A 16,563-nucleotide genomic window follows, 5' to 3' on the forward strand; every position below is an offset into this window, starting at 1 on the left:
GTCCCGGAGTCCCGGAGTCCCGGAGTCCCGGAGTCCCGGAGTCCCGGAGTCCCGGAGTCCCGGAGTCCCGGAGTCCCGGAGTCCCGGAGTCCCGGAGTCCCGGGTGCCGACGTTCGGGCTGTCGCGGGAGTGGCTGCTGGCCGAGGGCGAGCCGTTCGTCGACGCGCTGGTGCTCTCCCATCCGGAGCAGGTGGCACGCCTGCGGCGTGCGTGCCCCGAGGCCGCGCCGGCCGCCGTGCTCGCCGGGGACCCGTGCTTCGACCGCATGCTGGCCGGCCGTGCGCACCGTGAGCGGTTCCGCCGCGCCCTGGGGGTACGCCGCGGGCAGCGGCTCGTCGTCCTGAACTCCACCTGGAACCCCGAGGGCTTCTTCGGTGACGGCGGCGGCCAGGACGTGCTGCCCGGCCTGCTCCCGCGGCTCACCGCCGAACTCCCGGCCGACGACTACCGGTTGGCGGCCGTGCTGCACCCGAACATCTGGTACGGACACGGCCCGGGGCAGATACGCCTGTGGTGGGACCGGGCCCGCCGCAGCGGTCTCACGCTGGTCGACCCGGTGCACGCCTGGCGTCAGGCCCTGTTGGCCGCCGACCTGGTCCTCGGCGACTTCGGGGCGGTCACCTACTACGCGGCCGCCCTGGGCACCCCCGTACTGCTGGCCGCAGGCGACCGAGAGGTACTGGACCCCGAGGCGCCCCTGGCCTCGTTCGTCGCCCAGGCGCCCCGGCTCGACCCGCACGGCCGCCTGCCGGACCAGTTGGCGAGGGCGGTGACGCGGCACCGGCCGCTGCCCGGGCCGGCACGGTTCACCAGCTCCGTGCCGGGCGCCTCCGCGGCGCTGCTCCGCACGGAGTTCTACGCCCTTCTGGAGCTGCCCGAGCCGCCGGCGCCCGCACTGCTGGAGCCGCTCCCCCTGCCACCGTACGAACCCCCGCGGCGCACCGTGCCGTTGCACGTGCGCACCCGCGTCAGCGGCGCGCGGGTGGAGGTCGAGCGCTCCACCGCCCACCCGTACGCCGCCGCGGGGGACACACACCTCGCCGTGGACGAGGACACCCGCGACCCCGCCGACCTGGCGGCCGCCGACGTGGTCACGCGGGAGGGCCCGCCGGACGATCCGCGCCTGGGCGGGCCGGTCCGCTGGGCCTCCGAGACGCTGCTGCGGTACCGCCACTGCGCGGTGGCGGCCTTCGCGACGGGCCCGGACACCTGTGTCGCGGGCACCCGGGACCACGGCGTGCTGGAGCTGTCCGCGCAGCCCGGGGCGGACCTGGACCCGGCGGCGTACGCCTCCGCCCTGCACGCCTGGCTCACCGCCGGCGGCACGGTGCCGCCCGAGGGCACGACACTGCGGGTGGGTGCCGCCGGCCGCGTCCACACGGTGTCGGTGCGGCCCGCTACCGAGCCGCCTCGCAGCGCTCCCGCAGCAGGGCGAGGTAGCCCAGGTGCGGTGCCGCCTTCTCGGGGGTGAGCAGGCGCTCGGCACGGCCGATGTGCGTGAGCGCCTCCTCGTCCCGACCGGCGTCGTGGAGCGTCTCGGCGAGGTCGGTGAGGGCGCGGGCCTGGTTGTAGGCCTCGCCCTGGGCGGTGAAGAAGGCCACCGCGTTCTGCGAGCACCTGAGGGCTTCGTCCAGGCGTCCCAGCCCCCGCAGTGCCCGCCCCTGGTGCCGCTCGGCCAGTGCCAGTGCGCGGGGCAGGTCGCGCTCGCCCTCCTGGCCCGGGGCGATGAGCCGGTAGAGGCGCTCCGCCGCGAGGAAGGACTCGTGCGCCTGCGACCAGTGCCACTGGTTGAGGTGGAGCAGGCCCAGCAGTTCCACGGAGGAGGCCTCACCGCGCAGGTGTCCGGCCGCGCGCTCGTCGGCCGCGGCGGCCCGGGCCTCCGCTTCGGCCTGGTCCCACTGCTGCAACTCGCCCAGGCAGTGCGCGAGTTGGAAGTGCAGCAGGCCGGCGGTACGGGAGCCGGGCGGGAGCTCCTCGACGCGCCGGGCGGCGAGCCGCAGCGCCGGCAGCACCAGGTCGCACTCGCCGGCCTTGAGCTGGACCGGCCACAGGGCGCGGCTCAGCCGCAGCACCGTTTCGGGGTGCCCGTACTCGTCCGCCAGGAAGACCGCCCGGACCAGGTTCCCGGCTTCGGCCAGCAGCGCCGCCATGCCCTGGGCCTCGTCGGCGAGCGGCGTCCCGCCCGGCGGCGCCTCCTCGACCCGCCAGCTCTGCGGCAGGGCGGCGTGCGCGGCGTGCAGCGCCCGGTCCAGCAGGCCGTCGAGCATCCGGGCGAGGGCCGCCGAGCACTCCGGGACACCGTGCTCCGCGCTCGCGTCCTCCGCGAGCCGGAGCCGTACCTCGGGCCGGAAGCGGTACCGGCTGTCCGGCAGCGGCTCCAGGAGCTGCACGGCCGTCGCCTCCTCGAGCATCGGCGCGGCCTCGGCCGGGGTCACGCCCGCGGCGTGCGCCGCCAGGTGGGCGTCGAGGGCGGGCCAGTCGCCGAGGGCGGTCAGCCGGCACAGGCGTGCCGTCTCCGGTCGCAGGCTGCGGCAGGCGCGCTGCGCCATGTCGTGGACGGGGTGGTGCGAGGCCGGTGCGTAGGTGGCCGGATCCTCGGTCAACAGGCGGAGCGCCGCGGCCTTCAGGGCGAAGGCGTTGCCCGCGCAGGACTCCAGGACGCCCGGCAGCCGCGGTTTGGCCCGTGCCACCTGTTGCGCCCCGGCCACCTTCCGCAGCATCCGCACGGCGTCGCGGTCCCGCATCGGGGGGACGGCGATGCGCTCCGCCTCCAGCGCGAAGGGCGGGCCGGAGACCACCACCACCAGGAAGACCTCGGGTGTGGCCGGGGTGAGCGCCCGCACCTGCGCGAGCGAGACGGCGTGGTCGACGACCACCAGCGCCCTGCGGCCGGCGGTCAGGGTCCGGTAGAGGTGTTCGCGCCCCGCCTCGGTGGGCGGCATCCGGTCCGGCTCGACCCCCATCTGCCGCAGCAGGCGCAGCAGGACGGCGGCGGGGGGCAGGACTCCCTGCCCGGCGGCCTCGCGGAGGTCGACGTGGAACCGGCCGTCGGGGTAGCGGTCGTACTGCGCGGCGCCCCAGTGCAGGGCCACCGCACTGGTGCCGATCCCCGGCGGCCCGTGCAGCAGCGCCACCCGGGGGCGGCCCGCCGGGGCCCGGGTGGCCTCCCGCTGGAGCTGCTTGAGCACCGCCTCGCGGTCGGTGAAGTCCCGTGTCGGGGGCGGCAGTCCGGGGCCGGGCCGCAGGGTGCTCGATGCGCCCAGCGCCCCGCCGACGAGGAGGGACCACTCGGCTTGCTGCCGCGGGTCCCGGCTCAGGTGCGGGTGGACCTGGCGGGCCAGCTCCTCCCATCCTTCCGTGGTGGCCGGCAGCGGGGTCTCGCGCCCCAGGAGCCGCCCCAGCCGTGCGCCTGCCGACTGCAGCAGCAGTTTGCCCATCTCGCCGGCGGCGCCGTTCCCCACCGTGGTGAGGAACGCGGTGAGCGCCCCCACCGTGACGACCTCGAACACGCCCATCCCCTCCCTGGTCGGACCGGTACCGCTCCGCACTGGTGCGTCGGGCCAGTCTCGCACCCCCAACTCCCGGCCGGGGGCGTTGTCGTGCACCGACCGGGGCGGCACCTCGGCCCCGGCGGCGACCGTGGACCGGCACCCCGGGCGGGGCCCTGCCGGCGACTACGCGGCCCGTGCGTGCCACGGGCGACCGGCCGCACGGGGCGGACCGTCCCCGCCGCCCTGGGGTGACGAGGCCGGACGCCGCCGGACCCGCGTCCGCTATGACCCACGTCACCTCGGGACCCGATTCCCAGTATCCAGAATCCTGGTTACTGTCTGAGCTGTGAACCCCCTGGAGGAACGACTCCTCACCCGCAACGGCCTGGCCGCACGCCAGTTGGCGGTGCTGCTGATCGACCGCGCCACCGAGGGCACCGGGAGCAGGCTGCCCCGGGTGCGCGACCTGGCGGCCGAGCTGCGGGTCGGCAACGGCACGGTCCAGGCCGCACTGGGCCTGCTGGAGGAGGCCGGCGGGATATCCACCGTCGCCCGTGGGCACCTGGGCACCTTCCTCACCCGTGTCGACCGCGGCATCCTGTGGCGCATGTCCGGCCTGGGGACGCTCCTGGCCGCCATGCCGCTGCCGTACTCCCGGCGGTACGAGGGCCTGGCCACCGGGCTGCGGGCCGCCTTCGACACCGCCGGCACCCCGTTCGCGATCACCTTCATGCGCGGCGCCTCGGCGCGGGCCACGGCGCTCCTGGACCACAAGGTCGACCTCGTCGTCCTCTCCCGCTTCGCCGCGGACCAGCTGATCTCGCGGCACCCCCTGGAACTCGTCGTCGACCTCGGGCCGCAGACCTACGTCGGCGCCCACGGCCTGCTGCTGCGGCGCGGCGTCGACCTGGCGGCGCCCCGGCTGCGGGTCGCGGTCGACTCCGCCTCGGAGGATCTGCGCACCCTCGCCGCCCGGGTCTTCGCCGCCCGCACCGACGTCGAATGGGTCGAGGCCTCGTACATGCAGCTCCGCGACCTGTTCGCGCGGGGCGAGGTGGACGCCACGGTGTGGAACCTCGACGAGGCCCGCGACCACCTCGGCGAACACGTGGAGACCCGGCCGCTGGGCGACGAGATCACCCGCGACCTCTCGCTGCGCAACTCCAGCGCCGCCATTGTGGGACGCGCCGGCAAGAGCGCCGCCCTGCGGGCCGTGCGCCACAGCCTGGACCCGGAGCGGATCACCGCACTCCAGGAGGAGGTGGTGCGCGGTGAGCGCATGCCCTCCTACTGACCGGGGCCCGCACTTGCGGCCACCGGGCCCCGCGGCGCCCGGTACGGCGCACCCCCGTCCCCCCACTTCCCGCCGAGGAGAGGACACCGGTGATGGACGAGCAACTGGCCCTGCGACTGCGGCTGTTCAAGGAGAGCGGGCAGGCCCGCCCGGCGGTCGTGGCCTTCGTCGAGGACGAACTGAACGGCCTGTCGGCCGCCGGCCGCACGGTGACCGAGGAGACGGCGGGGATGCTCACCAGCCATCTGGTGATGGCACTCACCCGCCTCCTGGACGGCGAGCCGATCGAACCGCCTCTTGACGAGGGTCAGTTGGCCCAGGAGCTGGCCGACCGGCCCGAAGCCGTCGAGGAGGCCCGGTCGATCGGCCGGCGCGCGCAGGAGGCGCTGGGCTCCGGCCTTCCGGAGTCCGAGGTCTCCTTCCTCGCCCTCCACCTCGCGGTGCTCCGCACCCGCTCCTGACCACCGCCCCCGCCGGGAGCGGACCGGGCTGCGGCCCCTCGTCTGCGCGAAAGGAACCTGACATGACGAAGATCCTCACCGGTGGTGTCGCCAAGAACGAGGTGGCCGACGTCGTCCGGGCACTGTCCCTGCCGGACGTCGAGGTCACCGTCTCCAGCGACATGGACGCCGCCGTACGGCTGCGCACCGGACAGGCCGACTTCTACCTGGGCACCTGCCACACCGGCGCGGGCGCCTCCCTCGGGGTGCTGCTCGGTCTCGTGGGCAGCTCCGCCTGCCACACCTTCGGCCGCTCGGTGCCCACCGAGGAGCAGGTGGCAGCCCTGCTCGCGGACGGCAAGAAGGTCTTCGGCTTCGGCATGGACCAGATCGACCGGACCGGGCCCGTCGTCGCCCGGGCCATCGCCGCCCACACCTCGTCCACCCCCACACCGTGACCTCACGCCCCCGCGTGCGGGCCCGATGACGTGCCCCCAGGAGGTGCCTCGTGAGCGGGACCCTGACCGCCGCAGCAGCCGGCGCGACCGATCTGCACCTGACCCTCGGACAGCAGTTGACGGTGATCGTGCTCTGCGCACTCACCGCCTTCGTCTCCCACCGGGCGCTCGCCGTCTTCAACGACGGTGTCCGCCCCTTCATGCTCGACTTCGTCCACGGCCGCACCACGCGCAACGCCACCGCGGCCGTCGCCTTCGGCCTCTCGGCCGGGTTCATCTTCGGCCTGGGCGCACCGATGGCACTGTCCACCGGTGTGCTCAACCCGTGGCTGGTCTTCCTCCCCACCGACGTCCTGGGCATCCTGGCGCCCCGCAAATGGCTGGCCCCGCTGCTGGGTGCCGCCTGGGGAGCCCTCGTCGTCTTCGGACTGGGCGGCGCCAACAGCCTCGCCCACCAGCTGCCCGTCGACTTCCTGACGGCCATGCAGCAGATGTCGACGCCGATCCTCTACCTCTTCACCCTCTTCCCGGTGCTGGCCGTCTCCCGCCAGTTCGGCAAGGTGCGCGGTGCCGTGGCCGGTGTGGTGGAGCTGGCACTGGTCGTGGCGACCATGAAGCTGTGGCCGAGCGTCTTCCCCGGCGCCCTGGCCATGGCGGTGGGCGTGCTCCTGCTCATCGGCTTCGCCATAGCCAGGGACCTGGCGGCGCGCCGCGCGGAGGCCGCCCGGGCGAAGGCGGAAGGAGCGCCGGCACCCGCCCCCGAGGCGCCCGGCGACGAGGACCCCATGGCCTCGCTGTTCAGCGCCAGCGCCGCCCGGCTGCGCCGCCACATCCCGCTGTTCATGCTGCTGGGTGCCGGCGTCTGCCTCCTCGCCCAGCAGCACGTCTTCGGCGGCGGCGAGGCCACCAGCTTCCTGATCGCCAAGGGCGACTACACGGGCGCCGCCCAGGTCGACTTCTACCGGGTCTTCGGCTTCGTGCCGCTGGTGGCCACCACCGCGCTGGCCTCCGGCGCCTACGGCATCGCCGGCTTCACCCTGGTCTACCCCATCGGCTACCTGCTGCCCGCCCCGTGGCTGGCGGTGGTCTGCGGTGCGGTCGTCTTCGCCTGCGAGGTGCTGGCCCTGTCGTGGATCGGCCGGGTGCTCGGGCGCCTGCCCTCGGTGCGGGACTCCTCCGAGCAACTGCGGGGCGCCATCACCGAGACACTGCACCTGGCGATCCTCTTCGGCTCCCTCATGGCGGCGAACACGATGGGCGGCGGTCTGGGCATCCTCGTCGTCGGCGGCCTGTACCTGGTCAACGAGGCGATGGGCCGGGTGGTGGTGCGGATGGCGGCGGCGCCGGCGGCCGTGCTCGTCGGCGGCGTCCTGCTCAACGTCCTGTACTGGCTGCACCTGTTCACGCCGGTCAAGGGCTGACCCGCCCGTGACGCGCCCTGACCGCCCCCGCCCCGAAGGTTCCCCCATGCACCACCTCCGGACCGTCACCGGCCCGCTGGCCGCCGAGGCGGTGACCGGCCCGGCCCTGGCCCACGAGCACCTGGCCCTCGACCTCACCCGCGACACCGACCCCGCCGCCGCGCTCACCACCCGTCACACCACCGCCGTCGTCGACGAACTGCGTGCGCTGCGTGCCGAGTTCGGGCTCGGCCTCGTCATCGAGCTGACCTGCCGCGGCATGGGCCGGGACGCCGCCGCCCTGGCCCGCATCTCGCGGCACGCGGGGGTCGCCGTCGTCGCGGCGACCGGCTGGTACTACGAGCGGTTCCACCCCGCGGAGGTGGCGGGCCACGACGTCGGCGCCCTCACCGCCCTGCTGACCGAGGAGGTCACCTCGGGCATCGGCGCCACCGGGGTCCGGCCGGGCGTGATCGGTGAGGTCGGCAGCCACGGCGACCGGCCGAGCGCGGCGGAGACCCGGACGCTGACCGCGGCCGGCCGGGCGGCCGTGGCGACCGGGCTGTCGGTCGCCACCCACGCCCAGCTCGGCAGGGGCGGCCTCGCCCAGCTCGATCTGCTCACCGCCGCCGGCCTGTCCCCGGAACGGATCAGCATCGGCCACCAGGACCTGCTCGACGACCCCGCCGGACACCGTCGCCTCGCCGCCGAGGGCGCGTACGTCGCCTTCGACACCGTCGGCAAGGAGGGCTACCAGAGCGACACCACCCGGCTGCGCCTGCTGCTGGAACTGCTGGACGCGGGCCACGCCGACCGCGCCCTGCTCAGCTGCGACATCTCCCGCCACGGCTACCTGGCGGGTGAGGGCGGGCAGGGCTACGGCCACCTCTTCAGGTCCTTCCTCCCCCGCCTGCGGGCGGCCGGCGTGGACGAGGACACCGTCGACCTGCTGACCCGGCGCAACCCGGTGCGGTTCCTGACCGCCGGGGCCGGGACGGCCCGCACCACCGCCGCCCCGCCCCGCGCGGCCTACCAGAAGGAGCACTGACATGGCCGGCACCCCACAGGCCCTGCCCCGCACCTTCCCCCTGCCCACCGTCCCCCTGGAGGACGCCGTACGCCGCCAGTTCGCGCTGGTGGAGTGCGTGGCGCGGCACTTCGAGGGGGAGCAGTTCCTCACCGCCGACCTCGGTGTCGCGACCGGGCCGGGCCGCCCGCACACCACCGCGCGCGCCGAAGCGGTCCTCGCCGACTTCTTCGGGGCCCGGGCCGCGGCACTGGTGCAGGGCGCCGGAACGGGCGCGATCCGGGCGGCGCTCGGCGCGGTCCTCTCCCCGGGCGACCCGCTGCTGATCCATCGCGCGCCCGTCTACCGGACCACCGCCGTCACCCTGCGCGGTCTCGGCGTGCGGACCGAGGAGGCCGACTTCAACGACCCGGCCGCGCTCGGCTCCGCGCTGGCCTCCGGCCGGTTCCGCTGGGCCTACGTGCAGCACACCCGGCAGCGGCTGGGCGACTCCTACGACCTCGCCGAGGTTCTCGCCCGGTGCCGTGAGGCGGGTGTCCGTACGCTGGTGGACGACAACTACGCGGTCATGCGGGTCCCGGCGAGCGGTGTGGAGCTGGGCGCTGACGCCTCCTGCTTCTCCCTGTTCAAGCTGCACGGGCCGGAGGGCGTCGGCGCCGTCGTGGGCTCGGCCGACCTGGTGGCGCGCGTCCACGAGGACAACTACTCCGGCGGCGGCCAGGTGCAGGGCGCCCAGGCCCTGGACGCGCTGCGGGCGCTCGCCCGGGTCCCGGTGCTGTGGGCGGTGCAGTCGCAGGTGGGCGAGGAGGTCGCCGCCCGGCTGACCGCCGGCGAGGTGCCCGGGGTCGCCGAGGTGCGGCTGGCCAACGCCCAGGACAGGTGCCTGCTGATCCGCCTGACCCGCCCCGTGGCCCGGGAACTCCCCGCGCTCGCCGCCCGGTACGGCGCCGCACCCCACCCGGTCGGCTCCAACTCCCGCTACGAGGTGGCGCCGTTGTTCTACCGCATGTCCGGCTCCTCCCTCGACGACGCACCGGGCCTGGCCGACTGGACGATCCGCGTCAACCCCATGCGGGCCGGCGCCGACCTGGTCCTGGACATCCTGCGGCGCGCCCTGCGCGACGCCTGTGCGCGGGGGGACGTGACGGCATGTTCCTCGACTCGGTCCTGACCCGCAACGCCGCGCTGGCCCGGTACGCCGCCCACCTCCACGACAGTGGCGCGATCCCCGCGGACACGTATGTGATGGACCTCGACGCGGTGGGCGCGAACGCCGCACTGCTGGCCGCCGAGGCCCGCCGGCTCGGCCTGCACCTGTGGTTCGTCGCCAAACAGTTCGGGCGCAACCCGGAGCTGGTCCGGGCCGTGGCCCGCCACATCCCGCGGTTCGCCGCCATCGACCCCGCCGAGGCCCGCACCCTGCGTGCGGCGGGGGCCCGGGCGGGCAACCTGGGGCACCTGGTGCAGCTCCCGCACCGGGCCCTGCCTCAGATGCTGGCCTGGCGTCCCGAGGCGGTCACCGTGTTCGACGAGGCCAACGCGCGGGCCGTCTCGGACGCCGCCGCGGCCGCCGGCACGGTCCAGGACGTGCTGGTCCGCATCGAGGGCGCACCCGGGGTGGTCTACCCGGGGCAGGAGGGCGGCGTCCCACTGACGGGACTCGACGCCTTCGCGGAGACGGCCGAGAAGCTCCCCGGCATCCGGATAGCCGGTGTGACGGGCTTCCCCTGTGTGCTGTGCGACCCCGCCTCGGGTACGCCGCAGGCCACCGCGACCTTCGACCTGGTGCTCGGCGCCCGGGACCTGCTGGCCCGCCGGGGCCACCGCGACCTGCTGGTGAGCGCGCCCAGCGCCACCTCCGCCGCGACGCTGCCGCTGCTCGCGGAGCGCGGGGCCACCCACGGCGAACCGGGCCATGCCCTCACCGGCACCACCCCGCTGCACGCCCACGACCCGCACCAGCCGGAGCAGCCCGCCTACGTCTACGTCACCGAGGTGGCGCACCGGCTGGCCGACGGCAGGCCGGCCGTCTTCGGCGGCGGGTTCTACGCCCGCGCCGGCACCGTCGAGGCGCTGGTGCCGCGCACCGGCGCGCGGCTGGCGGTGGCGCCGGCCCCCGCGGAGAACATCGACTACTACCGGCTGCTGGAGCCCGGCCCGGCGCAGCCCGGCGACACGGTCCTGCTGGCCTTCCGCACCCAGGTGTTCGTCACCCGCAGCACGGTCGCGGTGGTCGCCGGCCTGTCCACCGGCCGGCCCCGCCTGACCGGCCTCTACGACCCGCTGGGCAGGGCCTTCTGACCACCCCCCGTACGCCCGCCGGCGCCCGGGCCCGCACGGCCCCGGGTCACGGCGGCCCCCTCGTCCCCCGCACGCCACCAGCGGAACCAGGTACGCCATGAGCAGGACCGTCATCCTCGTCATCGACGGCTTCGGGATCGGCGCCATGCCCGACGCCGGCCGGCTGCGTCCCGGCGACGCCCGGGCCGACACCCTCGGCCGTCTCCTCGACCACCACCGGGCGCGGACGGGCCGGGCCCTGCCGCTGCCCGGTCTGGCGGCGCTCGGCATCGGCGCGGTCCACCCCCACCCGGACCTGCCGCGGACGCCCTCGCTGCCCGTCACCGCCGGCCGGGCCGGGCTCGGCTACCCGGGCGCCGACACCTACGCGGGCCACCAGACCATGATGGGTGCCGACTTCAGCCACGTCACGGTGGCCCGGCTCGCCGAGCACGCCGGGGAGGTGGCCGCCGCCCTGCGCGCCGCCGGCCGCCGGGTGGAGCGCTGGGAGGGCAGGCCGCTGCTGGTCGTCGACGGGCACACGCTGGTCCACGACAACCTGGAGGCCGACCCCGGCATCAACTGGAACGCCTCCGGAAGGCTGGAGGAGACCACCTTCGAGCAGGTCCTCGCCATCGCTTCGACGGTGCGCGAGGTGGCCCCGGTGGCCCGGGTGATCGCCGTGGCCGGGCACAGCGCCCAGCCGCTGCCGTGCCACGTGCGGGAGGGCGACGGCGGCACCCTCGGGCTGGACACGCCCGCCTCGGGGTTCTACCGCAACGGGGGGCTGGAGGTCCGGCACCTGGGGGCGCCGCTGGACCACACCCGGCAACTGCCGGACCTGGCCGCGCGGGCCGGGGCCGCGGTGACGCTGGTGGGGAAGGCGGCCGACCTCCTCGCCTGCGCCGCCGCCGTCCGCCGCCCGGCGGTGGCCACCGCGGAGGTCCTGGCCCACACCGCGGAGGCCGTCCAGGCCACCGGCGACCGGCCCGCACTGGTGGTCGCCAACGTCCAGGAGACCGACCTGGCCGGGCACCAGCAGGACGCCGACCGGTACGTGGAGGTGCTGCGCCGCGTCGACGCGGGCCTGGAGCACCTGGCCGGGCTGCTCACCTCGCCCGGGGACCGGTTGATCGTCACCGGCGACCACGGCAACGACCCGCTGATCGGACACGGCTACCACACCCGGGAGTTCGTGCCGGTGCTCGTGTCGCACCCCGGCCGGGCAGCAGCCGGCGCGCCGGTGCCGGACGCCGCCTCGCTGGCCGACGTCGGCGCGACGGCCGCGGTCGGGCTCGGCCTCGACCCGGCGGCGCTGGGCAACGGACGGCCGCTGCCACTGGGCCCCCTGTCCGGAGCCTCCTCCCGGCGGTGAGGGCGCGGCCGGGCCGGGCCCTCGCCCCGGGGCGTTCCCTCGCTCCACCGGGGCCGCAGGGCGGGTGGTCGCCGCCGGCCGGCGCGCGGCGGCGCGCCCGGCCGCCGGCGACGAGAGCGAGCGTGGCGGCTTCGGTCAGGACGAACCGGCGCGCCGGCGCCGGACGTCCGCCACGGCCGGCCGCCGCGGCCCTATCCGCCGAGGCCCAGGAACGCGACCGCCCGGGCGGCCATCCCGCTGGTGGGCAGGGAGTGCCCGACACCCTGCACGCTGATCGCCTCGACCGGCGCCTGGGCGCCCGTGGACCCGTACCGGGTGCGCGTCCAGCCGGCCTGCGGCTGGTCCGTCGCCGCAGGCGTCCGGCTCACCCCCAGGACGTCGGTCCACTGCTTGATCTCCTCGCCGAAGTTGTTGTAGTTCAGCGTGGTGTCCGCGGTGCCGTGCCACACCTGCACCCGGGGGCGGGCACCGGAGTAGCCGGGGTAGGCAGCCCGCACCAGGTCGCCCCACTGCTGCGGTGTCCTGCTGATCTGGCCGTTCGCACAGGCGCTGTTCCAGCCGGAGCCGTCGGTGGTGGCGAAGCAGCCGAACGGCACCCCCATGAACGCCGCGCCCGCCTTGAAGAGGTCCGGGTAGTCGCCGAGCAGGACGTCGGTCATCATCGCGCCGGAGGAGGCGCCGGTGACGTACACCCGGTTCGGGTCGGCCCCGTTGTGCTGCTCGACGTAGCGGACCATGGACGCGATGCTGGTCGGGTCGCTCCCGCCCTCGTGCTTCAGGGCCTGGGGCGAGGAGACGTCGAAACACTGGCCGCTGACGTTGGCGTCCGGATAGACCACGACGAAGCCGTACCGGTCGGCCAGCGAGGCGAACTCGGTGCCCGAGTAGAAGGCGGGCCCGGTCCCCGTGCAGTAGTGGACGGCCACCAGTACCGGCGGGTGCGCGCCCGCGCTGCTCGGGACGTACTCGTACATGCGCAGGTTGCCCGGGTTGTTCCCGAAGCCGGTCACCTCGGTGAGCCCGGCGGCGTGCGCGCGGGGGACGTTCAGCGACAGGCCCGCCAGCGCGAGGAGCACCACGGTCAGGACGGCGAGCAGGGCGCGGGGACGGCTGCGGCCCGGTAACGCCGGGGCGGGGAGTGAGACGTGCGGCATCGGGACGACCTCTCTGGAAGGGTGGGCGTGGACCTCCGTACGCCCTGCCGCGACAGGGCGGAGGCGCACCGCGGCCCACCGCGACGGAACCGGTCCGGCCGGTGCGGGGAAGGGGCCGCAGGCGCGGCTCCCGGGGGCCGGCGGGGACGGCGCACTCCCGCACCGGACGCGCCCGGGCGGGCGCGTGCCCTCACCCTTCCCCTCTCCTGACGGACCGGCGCCCTCGGACGACGAGCCGTGACGCGTCCCGCCTGCGGGCGCGGGCCGACGGCGACGGGCGGTGCGGGTGCACCAGGGTGGTCCGCTTCCGGACGAAGGGGCGGGGCCGGATCGCCGCCCCACGCACCTCGAAAACTTTCTGGAAGCAACCCGAAAGTTAAGTCCGGCGGACAGCAGCGTCAAGACGTCCGGCACCGACTCGACGTGATGACCGCACAGTCGACCGCGCGGCCCGAACCACCCCTGGAGGCAGCCGTGTTGCGCGATCTCCCTCCGTGGGCCGCCGTCCGCACCGCCGCGGCAGGGGTTGCCGTGCACCGCCGCCGGGCAGTCGTGGCGGCCGGGCCCGTACCGCCACCACCAGACCACCGTCACCCCTGCCAAGCCCCTCCCGCGGGCCGGTCCGCTGTCGCCTCCTCCAGCAGCCGGAGGAAGGCGCGGGCGGCGGGCGAGGCCCCGGAGGAAGCCCACACCGCCTGCACCACCCGCGGCGGCGCGCCGGCGAGAGGGACCGCACGCACCTTTGGCATCCGGGCGGCAGTGGCGGCGGAGACCACGCCGACCCCCAGGCCCCGCCCGACGAGCTGCCCCAGCAGCGCCGTGGTGTCGGCCTCGAAGGCGACGGTACGGGTGACGCCCGCCGCGGCGAAGACCGTGTCGTTGTGCCGGCGGATGCCGGAGCCGGGAGGCATGTCGACCATGTCCTCCGCCGCCAACCGGGCCGGGGTGAGCCGCCCGTCCCCTGCCGCCGGGTGCCGGAGCGGGACGATGGCGACCAGCTCCTCGTGTGCGAGGACGCGCCCGGACAGCCCGCCGGGAAGCCGCTCCGGTCCGGCATCGACGAAGGCCAGGTCGCAGACGCGCTCCCGCACCTGCTGCAGGAGGTCCCGGACCAGGCGGGTGCGCAGCGTGACCCGGACCGCCGGGTACCGGTCCCGGTAGGTGGCCAGCAGGTCCGGCAGGTCCACGGCAGCGAGCGGTGCGATGGTGCCGATGCTCAGCGCGCCGCGCACCTCGCCTGCGCAGGCGTCCACCTCACTGCGGGCCCGCTCCACAGCGGCCAGGGCCTCGCGGGCCGGGCCCAGGAAGGCCTCCCCGGCAGCCGTGACCCGCACCCGGCGACTGGTGCGTTCGAACAACCGGGTGCCCAACTCTGCCTCCAGGCGGGCGACCTGGTGGCTGAGTGCCGACTGGACGACGAAGCAGCGGTGGGCGGCGCGGGTGAAGCTGCCGGTTTCGGCGACCGCGACGACGTAGGCGAGTTGGCGGAGTTCCATGGCTGCATCGTCATTCCAGATCGCTGGGATGACAACCATCTGTTGGACTCATCCTCCGGGGCCCGCGCAGCATGGCCGTGAGCCGGAACCCGACCGCTCGGCGGGGACCGCACCGCCTCCCCCGCACAGGCCTCCTGGAAGGAGAAGCCGCATGGCTTCCCCCGCTGCTCCTCCCCCTCCGGTGCCCGCCGGCGCCCCCGGCCTCCGCGCCACCAACGCCGGCAGTGACGGGCCGGGCCGCGGCACGGTCCTGCTGATGTCCGTGGCCGTGGGGCTGTGCGTGGCCGGCAACTACTACGCGCAGCCCCTGCTGGACACCATCGCCCGCGACCTGTCCCTCCCGTCCGCCACCGCCTCCCTCGTGGTGACGGCTGCTCAGGTCGGTTACGCCCTGGGGCTGGCCCTGGTGCTCCCCTTGAGCGATCTGCTGGAGCGGCGCCGGCTGGTGTGCGGCCTGACCCTGGCCACGGCGTTCTCGCTCGCCCTGACGGCCGGCGCCCCGAACGCCTTCCTCCTTCTGACGGGTACCGCGCTGACCGGTCTGCTGTCGGTGACGGCGCAGGTCCTCGTTCCGTTCGCCGCCGACCTGGCCGCACCGCACCGACGCGGCCGGATCGTGGGCACGGTGATGAGCGGGCTGGTGCTGGGCATGCTGCTGGCCCGCACCGCCTCCGGGGCGTTGGCCGCGGTCGGCGGCTGGCGCACGGTCTACTGGGCCGCGGCGGTGGCGATGCTCGCCCTGACCGCGGCTCTGCGCCGGGTCCTCCCGCGGCACCGCGGCGCCGCCGGTCTGCGCTACGCCGGTCTGCTCCGCTCCACCGTGCGTCTGCTGGTCGAGGAGCCGGTCCTGCGGACGCGTGCGGTGATCGGCATGCTGGCCTTCGCCTGCTTCAGCGTGCTCTGGACCGCTGTGGCCTTCCTCCTCTCCGGCCCGGGGTACGGCTGGTCGGGCGGGCAGATCGGACTGCTCGGCCTGGCGGGCGCAGCCGGCGCGGTCGCCGCCCAGTTGGCCGGCCGGCTCGCCGACCGCGGCCGCACCGCACTGACCACGGGTGCCGGCGCCCTCCTCCTGCTCGTCTCCTGGGGGCTGCTGGCCCTGGGAGCACACCACCTGGTCGCGCTGCTCGCCGGCGTCGTGCTGCTGGACCTGGCCCACCAGGGCGTGCACATCAGCAACCAGTCGCTGATCTACGCGCTGCGTCCGCAGGCCCGCGGCCGCGTCACCTCGGCGTACATGACCTGCTACTTCGCCGGCGGTGCCGTCGGCTCGGCCCTGGTCGGCGTGGTCCACTCGCTCGCCGGCTGGTACGGGGTGTGCGTCCTGGGCGCCGTGCCGGCCCTGCTGCTGCTCCTGGTGTGGCTGGCCGGCATCCCCCGGTTGCGCCGGTGGTGGCGACGGCAGCACCGGCTGCAGGAGCTGTGGGCGGTGGCGAATGCGGCGGTGATGGCCTCGGCCCTGCTGCTGCTCGTCGCGCTGGCCGTCCGCCTGTCCTGACGCCCTGCGGGCCGGGCCGAAGGCCACCGGCCCGGCCGCCGGCGGGTGGGGGAGGCGAAGACGAGGCCGGTGCTGTCACCGGCCGCGCCACCGGGTCAGGCCTCGGACCCCGGCTCCGGCCGGGAGGAGCCGGAGTGGCGCAGCTCCTCGTTGATCCGCTTGGCCTCCTCCAGCTGGTCCTCGAGGATGATGATGCGGCAGGCCGCCTCGATGGGGGTGCCCTGGTCGACGAGTTCACGGGCGCGCGCGGCCATGCGGAGCTGGTACCGGGAGTAGCGGCGGTGACCGCCCTGCGAACGCAGGGGGACGATCAGCCGGGCCTCACCCACGGCCCGCAGGAACGCCGGCGTGGTGCCGAGGATCTCGGCGGCGCGCCCCATGGTGTAGGCGGGGTAGTCGTCGTCGTCGAGACGGCTCGACGGACTGGCGTTTGTCTCTTCGGTCACTGGCACCTTCGTGGGCCCCCCGGTCGGGGACGGGCCCCTTGTCGTCCGGGCGATCCTGCTGGCGGGACCGCGCACTGCGGCGCGGGCCCGAAGCCACCGGGACCCGCGTCGGCGACACGAGCCGCAGGGGCGGCTCCCTCACTCCGTCGCCGGTCCTGCACCCCGGGCGCCCGCGTGGCGTTCGACGCTGCGCACACACCCAGAGAT

13 protein-coding genes and 1 pseudogene are annotated in these 16,563 nt (G+C 75.5%); 10 read left to right on the top strand and 4 right to left on the bottom strand.

Translation table 11 applies throughout. The features are described 5' to 3' along the window. Positions 1 to 103 precede the first annotated feature (103 nt). Positions 104 to 1,471, top strand: a complete 1,368-nt coding sequence (locus ACFV3R_RS23385; protein ID WP_385586355.1) for a hypothetical protein — start codon at positions 104 to 106, stop codon at positions 1,469 to 1,471. On the opposite strand, the gene ACFV3R_RS23390 is transcribed toward ACFV3R_RS23385, so the two are convergent. Further along, positions 1,398 to 3,515: a tetratricopeptide repeat protein gene (locus ACFV3R_RS23390; RefSeq protein ID WP_385586358.1), complete on the bottom strand. Its 2,118-nt coding sequence runs from the start codon at positions 3,513 to 3,515 to the stop codon at positions 1,398 to 1,400. The genes ACFV3R_RS23385 and ACFV3R_RS23390 overlap by 74 nt on opposite strands. A gap of 322 nt (positions 3,516 to 3,837) precedes the next feature. Here ACFV3R_RS23390 and yhfZ point away from each other — a divergent pair, with 322 nt between their 5' ends. From yhfZ to ACFV3R_RS23430, 8 genes are all read left to right on the top strand, one after another. Further along, positions 3,838 to 4,785 (top strand): GntR family transcriptional regulator YhfZ, encoded by a 948-nt coding sequence (gene yhfZ, locus ACFV3R_RS23395; RefSeq protein ID WP_385586361.1) that lies wholly within the window; start codon positions 3,838 to 3,840, stop codon positions 4,783 to 4,785. Positions 4,786 to 4,877: 92 nt separating this feature from the next. After that, on the top strand, positions 4,878 to 5,246 hold the full coding sequence (locus tag ACFV3R_RS23400) for a PRD domain-containing protein (RefSeq protein WP_385586365.1): 369 nt from the start codon (positions 4,878 to 4,880) through the stop codon (positions 5,244 to 5,246). Positions 5,247 to 5,308: 62 nt separating this feature from the next. Continuing rightward, positions 5,309 to 5,683, top strand: a complete 375-nt coding sequence (locus tag ACFV3R_RS23405; RefSeq protein WP_385586368.1) for a DUF2620 domain-containing protein — start codon at positions 5,309 to 5,311, stop codon at positions 5,681 to 5,683. Positions 5,684 to 5,733: 50 nt separating this feature from the next. Then, positions 5,734 to 7,104, top strand: coding sequence for a YhfT family protein (locus ACFV3R_RS23410; protein WP_385586371.1), 1,371 nt, complete (start codon positions 5,734 to 5,736; stop codon positions 7,102 to 7,104). 46 nt (positions 7,105 to 7,150) lie between these two features. Continuing rightward, positions 7,151 to 8,131, top strand: coding sequence for a phosphotriesterase (locus ACFV3R_RS23415; RefSeq protein ID WP_385586374.1), 981 nt, complete (start codon positions 7,151 to 7,153; stop codon positions 8,129 to 8,131). A gap of 1 nt (position 8,132) precedes the next feature. Continuing rightward, positions 8,133 to 9,281 (top strand): aminotransferase class V-fold PLP-dependent enzyme, encoded by a 1,149-nt coding sequence (locus ACFV3R_RS23420; protein ID WP_385586376.1) that lies wholly within the window; start codon positions 8,133 to 8,135, stop codon positions 9,279 to 9,281. Continuing rightward, positions 9,260 to 10,411, top strand: coding sequence for an alanine racemase (locus ACFV3R_RS23425; protein WP_385586379.1), 1,152 nt, complete (start codon positions 9,260 to 9,262; stop codon positions 10,409 to 10,411). The genes ACFV3R_RS23420 and ACFV3R_RS23425 overlap by 22 nt, the downstream gene beginning before the upstream one ends. Positions 10,412 to 10,508: 97 nt before the next feature. After that, positions 10,509 to 11,765, top strand: coding sequence for a phosphopentomutase (locus ACFV3R_RS23430; protein WP_385586382.1), 1,257 nt, complete (start codon positions 10,509 to 10,511; stop codon positions 11,763 to 11,765). Between the two features lie 194 nt (positions 11,766 to 11,959). On the opposite strand, the pseudogene ACFV3R_RS23435 reads toward ACFV3R_RS23430, so the two are convergent. Continuing rightward, positions 11,960 to 12,919: pseudogene (locus ACFV3R_RS23435) on the bottom strand (alpha/beta hydrolase family esterase); the annotation flags it as partial. 590 nt (positions 12,920 to 13,509) lie between these two features. Continuing rightward, on the bottom strand, positions 13,510 to 14,454 hold the full coding sequence (locus ACFV3R_RS23440; protein ID WP_385586384.1) for a LysR family transcriptional regulator: 945 nt from the start codon (positions 14,452 to 14,454) through the stop codon (positions 13,510 to 13,512). Between the two features lie 112 nt (positions 14,455 to 14,566). Between ACFV3R_RS23440 and ACFV3R_RS23445 the strand changes: the two genes are divergently transcribed. Further along, positions 14,567 to 15,910, top strand: coding sequence for an MFS transporter (locus ACFV3R_RS23445; protein ID WP_385586387.1), 1,344 nt, complete (start codon positions 14,567 to 14,569; stop codon positions 15,908 to 15,910). A gap of 95 nt (positions 15,911 to 16,005) precedes the next feature. Here the strand turns inward: ACFV3R_RS23445 and ACFV3R_RS23450 are convergent, their stop codons facing one another. Continuing rightward, complete coding sequence (locus ACFV3R_RS23450) at positions 16,006 to 16,290, bottom strand: MerR family transcriptional regulator (protein WP_385586495.1); 285 nt, start codon at positions 16,288 to 16,290, stop codon at positions 16,006 to 16,008. Positions 16,291 to 16,563 lie beyond the last annotated feature (273 nt).

The organism is Streptomyces sp. NPDC059740 (genome assembly GCF_042733155.1).
In the GTDB taxonomy this organism is placed as follows: domain Bacteria; phylum Actinomycetota; class Actinomycetes; order Streptomycetales; family Streptomycetaceae; genus Streptomyces.

Bases quoted from the DNA above. Each gene is read 5' to 3' on its own strand.
- ACFV3R_RS23445 (WP_385586387.1), top strand. From the start codon at position 14,567: ATGGCTTCCCCCGCTGCTCCTCCCCCTCCGGTGCCCGCCGGCGCCCCC.
- ACFV3R_RS23440 (WP_385586384.1), bottom strand. From the start codon at position 14,454: ATGGTTGTCATCCCAGCGATCTGGAATGACGATGCAGCCATGGAACTC.
- ACFV3R_RS23450 (WP_385586495.1), bottom strand. From the start codon at position 16,290: ATGGGGCGCGCCGCCGAGATCCTCGGCACCACGCCGGCGTTCCTGCGG.
- ACFV3R_RS23420 (WP_385586376.1), top strand. From the start codon at position 8,133: ATGGCCGGCACCCCACAGGCCCTGCCCCGCACCTTCCCCCTGCCCACC.
- ACFV3R_RS23430 (WP_385586382.1), top strand. From the start codon at position 10,509: ATGAGCAGGACCGTCATCCTCGTCATCGACGGCTTCGGGATCGGCGCC.
- ACFV3R_RS23405 (WP_385586368.1), top strand. From the start codon at position 5,309: ATGACGAAGATCCTCACCGGTGGTGTCGCCAAGAACGAGGTGGCCGAC.
- ACFV3R_RS23400 (WP_385586365.1), top strand. From the start codon at position 4,878: ATGGACGAGCAACTGGCCCTGCGACTGCGGCTGTTCAAGGAGAGCGGG.
- ACFV3R_RS23390 (WP_385586358.1), bottom strand. From the start codon at position 3,515: ATGGGCGTGTTCGAGGTCGTCACGGTGGGGGCGCTCACCGCGTTCCTC.
- ACFV3R_RS23415 (WP_385586374.1), top strand. From the start codon at position 7,151: ATGCACCACCTCCGGACCGTCACCGGCCCGCTGGCCGCCGAGGCGGTG.
- ACFV3R_RS23425 (WP_385586379.1), top strand. From the start codon at position 9,260: ATGTTCCTCGACTCGGTCCTGACCCGCAACGCCGCGCTGGCCCGGTAC.